The organism is Pseudomonas sp. Ps21-P2 (assembly GCF_039672565.1).
In the GTDB taxonomy this organism is placed as follows: domain Bacteria; phylum Pseudomonadota; class Gammaproteobacteria; order Pseudomonadales; family Pseudomonadaceae; genus Aquipseudomonas.
Genome location: NZ_JBDFPL010000025.1, coordinates 1 through 6771, shown reverse-complemented (window position 1 = coordinate 6771; position 6771 = coordinate 1). Strand labels below are relative to the sequence as shown.

7 protein-coding genes are annotated in these 6771 nt (G+C 55.5%); 3 read left to right on the top strand and 4 right to left on the bottom strand.

What is annotated here, in order from left to right; genetic code table 11:
• The first annotated feature begins 11 nt into the window (after positions 1-11).
• Both ABEH28_RS27120 and ABEH28_RS27115 read left to right on the top strand, forming a co-directional pair.
• Positions 12-158, top strand: coding sequence for a hypothetical protein (locus ABEH28_RS27120; RefSeq protein ID WP_346631551.1), 147 nt, complete (start codon positions 12-14; stop codon positions 156-158).
• Positions 159-675: 517 nt separating this feature from the next.
• A complete protein-coding gene (locus ABEH28_RS27115) occupies positions 676-2301 on the top strand; it encodes a methyl-accepting chemotaxis protein (protein ID WP_346627949.1) in 1626 nt (541 codons plus the stop codon).
• 684 nt (positions 2302-2985) lie between these two features.
• Here ABEH28_RS27115 and ABEH28_RS27110 read toward each other — a convergent pair.
• The 4 genes from ABEH28_RS27110 to ABEH28_RS27095 all read right to left on the bottom strand — a co-directional run bounded on the left by ABEH28_RS27110 (position 2986) and on the right by ABEH28_RS27095 (position 4453).
• Complete coding sequence (locus ABEH28_RS27110; RefSeq protein ID WP_346627948.1) at positions 2986-3198, bottom strand: Arc family DNA-binding protein; 213 nt, start codon at positions 3196-3198, stop codon at positions 2986-2988.
• Complete coding sequence (locus ABEH28_RS27105; RefSeq protein ID WP_346627982.1) at positions 3195-3461, bottom strand: hypothetical protein; 267 nt, start codon at positions 3459-3461, stop codon at positions 3195-3197. Before ABEH28_RS27105 ends, ABEH28_RS27110 begins: the two co-directional genes overlap by 4 nt.
• Before the next feature lie 262 nt (positions 3462-3723).
• Positions 3724-4092: a hypothetical protein gene (locus ABEH28_RS27100; protein ID WP_346627947.1), complete on the bottom strand. Its 369-nt coding sequence runs from the start codon at positions 4090-4092 to the stop codon at positions 3724-3726.
• A gap of 52 nt (positions 4093-4144) precedes the next feature.
• Positions 4145-4453: a putative quinol monooxygenase gene (locus ABEH28_RS27095; protein ID WP_346627946.1), complete on the bottom strand. Its 309-nt coding sequence runs from the start codon at positions 4451-4453 to the stop codon at positions 4145-4147.
• Positions 4454-5010: 557 nt separating this feature from the next.
• On the opposite strand from ABEH28_RS27095, the gene ABEH28_RS27090 reads away from it, so the two are divergent.
• Positions 5011-6771, top strand: a 1761-nt coding sequence (locus ABEH28_RS27090) for a PAS domain-containing protein (RefSeq protein ID WP_346631550.1), incomplete at its 3' end; no start/stop codon positions are given.

The following is a 6771-nucleotide window of genomic DNA, read 5'->3' as shown; positions in this document are numbered from 1 at the left end:
CGTTGGGCCAGGTGTTGGATCTGGCAATCGTGGCTGAGGGGGTAGAGACGCAAAGCCAGATGGCTCAGCTCAGAATTCTAGGCTGTCCTTATGCTCAAGGCATTCTGCTGAGCACACCCTTGCTTGCTGAGGACATGCATGCACTGCTCTCGGATTGATGGCCCAGGGCGCTCTGTCCATAGGTCAACCGACGAAGTCCGAGCCTTGCTCGGACGTGCCAACCCACATCTGACTTCCTCCCCGACATGAAGAGCGGGGATTCCTTCTGCAAGCGACTGAAGTTCCAGGCTCTTCCGTTATGCGACCTTCGCGCCGTGATTGATCTATCCGAATTTTCAGCGCATCGCAATCATCCTCCAGATTGGCACGGTTAGCTCGGTGCAATTCGCCGATGTCGGTTCTCAAAGCGTTGAACATATCCTTTGTTCTCCATACCACTTGATAAAGTATCGATCCCTGAGCGAGCTGTTGTACAGGTGCGAGGATTTCTAGCAAGTGGTTGAGTCGATCCCTATCAATGATGAGCTGCAAATACGTCCCTGACCTCAGCGCGGTATTTTCGCTCCTCAGCGTTGCAGGACCACTTATCGGCTGGCGTCATGTCCCTGCGCCGTCTGCTCAAGTAAAAAGGCCAGTTGTCGATGTGCTTAGCACAATCACCCATCGGACTCAGACATGACCTTCCGTTCATTCAGCATCGCTACGCGCAGCTTGTTATGTTTTGGCCTGTTGGCCGCCCTGGTTGCGGGCGTCGGTATTTTTGGCGTTTCGCAGATGTCGCAGATCCGTAATCAAAGCTTGGTGATCGAAACTGACAGTGTTCCGAGTATCGTGGAGGCCGACAACCTCTCCCTGCAACTGGCCCGCACCCGAATTGAGGTGCTGCGCTTGTTGGCTATGCCCGATGCCGCGACTGTGGCGAGCACGCGCGACAAGATCGATAGCATCAACGGCGATGTAGTCGCGGCATTCGGCCGCTACGACAAGCTCGTCAGCTCAGACAGCGAGCGGCAGGCCTTCGAGAGTCTTCGCCAGGTCCATCAGGACTACGTGAAGAACATAAGCCAGCTCATAGAACTTGTTGCCACCGGCAAGGTGGATGAAGCGCGTGTCCTGGTGCAGTCGGGCATGGCTCAGCTAGGCACGAAGATGAATGAAAACACCGAGGCCCTGCGAAAGGTTAGTCAGGATGACATCAAAGCAGCCGCTCAAACCGCCAGTGCGACTTATAGCCAATCCACGTCCATCACCTGGGTGACTATTGGTCTTGCCCTCGGCCTGACGCTACTGCTGGCCTGGCGCCTTACCGTAAGCTTGACTAAGCCAATCGCAGACGCTGTGAGCGCCGCCAGAACCATCGCCAGTGGTGACCTAACCCAGACGCTCGACGTCCGTGGTCAAGACGAAGCGGCTCAACTTCTTCAGGCGATGCAGCAGATGCAGACAAACTTGCGCGATACCTTGGGCCACTTGGGCCATTCCGCGACCCAACTCGCCTCGGCAGCCGAAGAGATGACGGCAGTGATGAACGAGAGCGCCCTAGGACTGCAGCAGCAGAACAGCGAAATCGAGATGGCCGCCACCGCGGTGACGGAGATGAGCCAGGCGGTCGACGAGGTGGCTGGCAATGCTACGTCTACTTCTACTGAATCGCGTAACGCCGCTGAAACGGCACGTCAGGGGCAGCAGCAGCTGGGTAACACGCTGAGTGCGATCGAAGATTTGGCTCATAACGTCCTGGGCGCAAGCGAACGCGCGCAAGAGCTGTCTGAACAGACCCGCAACATAAGCCAAGTTCTGGACGTCATCCGCTCGGTCGCAGAGCAGACAAACCTGTTGGCTCTTAACGCCGCGATCGAGGCGGCGCGCGCCGGCGACGCGGGTCGCGGTTTCGCAGTGGTCGCTGATGAGGTCCGAGCGCTCGCCCATCGCACCGGCGAGAGCACCCGGGAAATTGAGAGCATGATCGGTAGCATTCAGCAGGGTACCGGGCAAACAGTGGATGCCTTGCTGACCAGTGCCGACCAAGCCAGGCAGACTCGCCAACAGGCCCAGTCAGCCAGTTCCGCGTTGGCAGCCATTGCGCAATCGGTATCGGGCATTGATGAACGCAATCTTGTGATTGCCAGCGCAGCCGAGGAACAGGCCCAGGTGGCACGAGAAGTCGACCGCAATTTGGTACGAATTCGTGATCTCTCGGTGCAGACAGCAGCCGGGGCCGAACAGACGCGAGCAGCAAGCCAGCAATTGTCAGAACTGGCGGTCGGACTCAACGATCAGATTCGTCGATTCCGGATGTAGCCCTTTCACACACCTTTGTTCGAAGCACCTTCGCCGCTTGCAACGCCAAGCGGCAGGGCACTTCTTTAGTCGCGATCCTTGAGGCCCACTGAAAGCCGACAGTTGCGGGACTCAATACTTCCCAGCCTGAAAGGCCAGCAAGCCCGGTCCTTCAGGCTGGGACTTTGCCGGACTATCGTCAGCTTGACCTTGTGCGGAGACTCAGCCCGAGGAGAGTTAGAGGGGCTTTGACGAAAAGTGACGATGTTGTAGGCGCCCGTCGGTATAAAATTCTGATCATTGAAGCTGGTTTGCCGAGAACTGGGATTGGGACCCGTGTCCAACGGTGTTGGATTCGAGCGTATGACAGAGCCTCTGTCCGCCCCTGCGTTCAACACCTGGGCTTTGGATTCCGTCGACGGGACTTCTCGGTGGGGCTCCGATCGGGTTGCCCACAGCAAAGCGCTGACTCCAATGACACTGCCTATTGCTAGGCAGGCGACAAGACTTTGCACGCCACGCGTGCGGCCTCTTCGCGTAATTCGTTCCGGGGCATCACTGAGTTCTGCTTTCATCCATGACCTATCTGTGATCTCTTTTTGCACATCGGCAACATTCTGGAAGCGATCTTCTCGTTGAGCTCTCGGACGCGAAAGACGCGCCCTGTTACTGCCAAAGACATGTGGTGCACAACGGATCTTTTCTCTAAGTGCCCAACTTGACGCATAGCGCTTTCAGCATGACGTTGTTTTCAACTTCTAGATCGACTTTCTCAACGTCAAGTAAGCTTGTCGCCAAGCGCGCGATCATTTCTGCGTTGAGGCTGCGGTTATTCATCACCGCGCAGTGTGCCAGCCGCTCGCGCAACTCTGCCGGCAGTCGGAATGGATACGGGGCAGATTGCTTTTTCGTACTCATCGACCTTCCCTACTGATTTTTTCAAAAACAGCGGCTACCCAGCATTTTGCACCGTTGTATTCATCACCGCCTTCGGCGATGAAAATGTGATCTGTTTCATTCACAGCGTATACGCCTGGGCTCTCATCGCTCGCGTCACGCAAGGAATCCTTCCAGCCGTACACCACGCCTTGCCAGATCAGCACGACGCCGCCACGATGATCCTGGTTAGCATTTCGCCATTTTCTGGCAGTTGCACGAAGCGTTTCACTAAGATTGGTCACGGCTGATTTTCCTGCACGATCTGAGGTCCGATAATGCCCTGTTGCTACTGACAAAGCCCGCACGGGGCGGGCTTGTGGATGCAGCGACATTTTGGTTGTTTGTGTAGCTGGTGGTGGAACGGGTGACTTGTCGCCGTGGTTACCATCAGCCATCAAGCCCTCAGGCGCAATAGCCGCTTTTACTGCTCGATCGGGGTACGATCACGGTATTCTTCTACGGCCACAGCCCCACTCATGCCGGATTGGGCGTTGTTCAATTTTCTTACCTACACAGCTGCGTCGCAATGGCATCGAACTCACGGTCAAAGCTAGCTTTCTCTGCCGCGCTCAAGAAACCCTGCTGCTCGACGAACCGATTAGTTTCATTCCGGACGTTCTCTACACGCTTCACCATATGCTGTGCTTCAACCTCGGTAATACGACGGACTTTTCTTGAGGTACTGATATCGGCACTTAGAACATTGGCTCTTACTGAGATATGTGCTTGTCCTGGATCGCTGATCTGCGCTCCGGTCTCCCCGGCTATTTCTTGTTGGTTTTGGATGTCACAGCTTGGAAGATTGAGGCTTTGCTGTGCAGCTGTAGCGGTCAGGCTAAAAGCAAACAACGAAGTGAAGAAAATATGTTTCATGACTCATTCTCTTTAATCGGATGTCAATCCCGCGTGCATGGCATACCACGACCTAGACGGTGCTACCCGGCAATTGATTAAGGCGAATCTGCTGCATGGGCTCGGCTAGGATATTTTCCAGAACCGGCATAGCGTTTGTCAGGGTCGGAGCCTTCATGTGCGCTTGCAGTGCCGCTTCATTGTCCCAGCTTTCGTAGGAAACAAAGCGGGTGGGGTCTTCAAGATCCGTCAACAGCGCATAGGCCTGGCACCCAGGCTCATGCTGGAATTGCGGCAGGGCGGATTGCAGCAGGTTTTTCAATTGCGCTTCCATGCCTGGCTTGGCTTTCATGATCGCGACGACGTTAAGAGGTGAAGTCATGTGGGGAGTCCTGACAATGCCGGCGCCGGAATGGAGCCGTCAGCGCATGAGACATGCCACGTAAGATATTCATTCAGAAAAAGCAGGGAGGCTATTGAAATAGCTTTGTACCTATTGGCTAGGTGGCAAGGGATTTTTTAAGGTGCCAGCCTTCTGCACACCGCAGGCACTCCAAAAAGCCTTTGTAGGTTCCCACGCGTATGGCATTCGATGCGCAAGCCATTGGTGTAGCATGCTGGAACCCCCCTCTTGGTCCTCAGTCGCGTGACATCCATGGCTAACAGAAAAACCACTGTTTTCGCGCTTCAGAGACGTGCACATCTCTCCAGTACTTACCATTTGGCCCACTACGGTGAGTCGAAATGACCGACAAACCGTCGGAAATCGAGACCCTTCGCTCTGAGGTTGAGAGTCTCCGATCACAGCTGGCTGAGGCACGTTGTCTACGCTCACACGAGCTCCTGGCGAATAGAGGCAGCGAGCATGTACACGTTGCGCTCAAAGCAGGCGGAATCGTAGGCACTTGGGTTTGGCACCCAATCCAGGACAGTTTCTCCGTGGATATTGGTTTTACCGAAGCGTTTGGACTTGATGTAAGCCTTGTTGATAAGGAAGCGTCAATCGATGAGGTCCTCAAAAACGTTCACCCAGAGGACCGACCAGGATTAGACACTGCGATCGCTGAGGCCGTGATACGCGGTGGCGCCTATAGACATCAATACCGAGTCAAGCGCGCTGATGGTCGGTATTACTGGCTTGACGCCCATGGCAGCGTCGGCTCCGATGAACACGGTGTACGGACCAGCTTTCCCGGATTTGTGATTGACATCACCACGCAAAAAGCCGCCGAAGAACGGCTGCGGGTCAGTGAAGCGCTGAACAAAGAAAATATCCAGCGGGTGCAGCTCGCGCTCGCGGCCGGAGCCATCATCGGTTGCTGGGTCTGGGACCTGAAACTGGACCGCTTTACGGTGGACGAGGCATTCGCCGTGGCGTTTGGCTTGGACGCTGCTTTGGGCAAGGAAGGAATCCCACTGGCTCAGATCGTGGAAACGGTTCATCCCGATGATCGCCCCGGGCTGATCGAAGCGATTGATCAGGCCATTGCTCGCGGCGGCAGATACGCTCATCAGTACCGAGTCAGGCGAGCAGACGGCAATTACTATTGGCTGGAAGCAAACGGTCGGGTCGATTGCGATGCGGATGGCACACCGGCGAGCTTTCCCGGCGTGTTGTTGGATATAGAGGGTCGCCGTAGTGTTGAAGCAGAACGCGACCGCGCCATTGCTGATTTACGGTCACTCAACGAGAATCTGGAGCAACGTGTCGCCGAGCGCTCTGCTGAGTTGCAGGATGCGCAGGAGAGACTTCGGCAGTCCCAGAAAATGGAGGCGGTTGGCCAATTGACCGGAGGCCTTGCACACGACTTCAACAATCTGCTGGCCGGCATTTCCGGGTCACTCGAATTGATGCAGCATCGAATGATGCAAGGTCGTATCAACGACGCGGAACGCTATATAGGCGCAGCACAAGGGGCAGCAAAGCGTGCTTCTGCCTTGACCCATCGATTACTGGCTTTTGCGCGTCGCCAGACTCTTGACCCACGACCGACCGATATCCATCGGCTGGTCGTTGAACTGCAGGACATGATTCAGCGAACCGTCGGCCCCAGCATTCAATTTGAAGCGGTAGGCATGCCTGGGTTGTGGGTCGCGTTAGTGGACGTCTCGCAACTTGAGAATGCGCTGCTGAATCTATGTATCAATGCCCGAGATGCAATGCCTGCAGGCGGCCGTATCATCGTTGAGACAGCCAATAGGTGTCTCGATGAAAAGACTGCGAAGCAGTATCAAATTCCAGAAGGTCAATACCTGGCCCTCAGCGTAACGGACACCGGATCCGGAATGCCGCCGGAGGTGGTCGCGCGAGCATTCGAACCCTTTTTCACTACAAAACCTATTGGTAAAGGGACCGGCCTGGGTCTGTCCATGATCTACGGATTCGCCCAGCAGTCGGGAGGACAGGTCAAAATTCATTCCGAAGAGGGACTGGGTACAACGGTCTGCCTGTACCTTCCTCGTCACTATGCAGAAGCGGAAAGTGAAGTCGAACAACCAGAGCGTGCCGCCATAGCACCCAGTGACCGCAGCAAAACTGTGCTGGTGGTAGACGATGAGCCAACGGTGCGCATGCTGGTCATGGACATCCTGGAAGACCTCGGATACATGGCTATCGAGGCAGGTGACAGCGCAGCAGGGCTGAATGTACTCCAGTCAAATGCGCGTATCGATCTGCTGATCAGTGACGTTGGGCTACCG

Coding starts and splice junctions, on each gene's coding strand:
- ABEH28_RS27110 (WP_346627948.1), bottom strand. CDS start 3,198: ATGAGTACGAAAAAGCAATCTGCCCCGTATCCATTCCGACTGCCGGCA.
- ABEH28_RS27115 (WP_346627949.1), top strand. CDS start 676: ATGACCTTCCGTTCATTCAGCATCGCTACGCGCAGCTTGTTATGTTTT.
- ABEH28_RS27100 (WP_346627947.1), bottom strand. CDS start 4,092: ATGAAACATATTTTCTTCACTTCGTTGTTTGCTTTTAGCCTGACCGCT.
- ABEH28_RS27095 (WP_346627946.1), bottom strand. CDS start 4,453: ATGACTTCACCTCTTAACGTCGTCGCGATCATGAAAGCCAAGCCAGGC.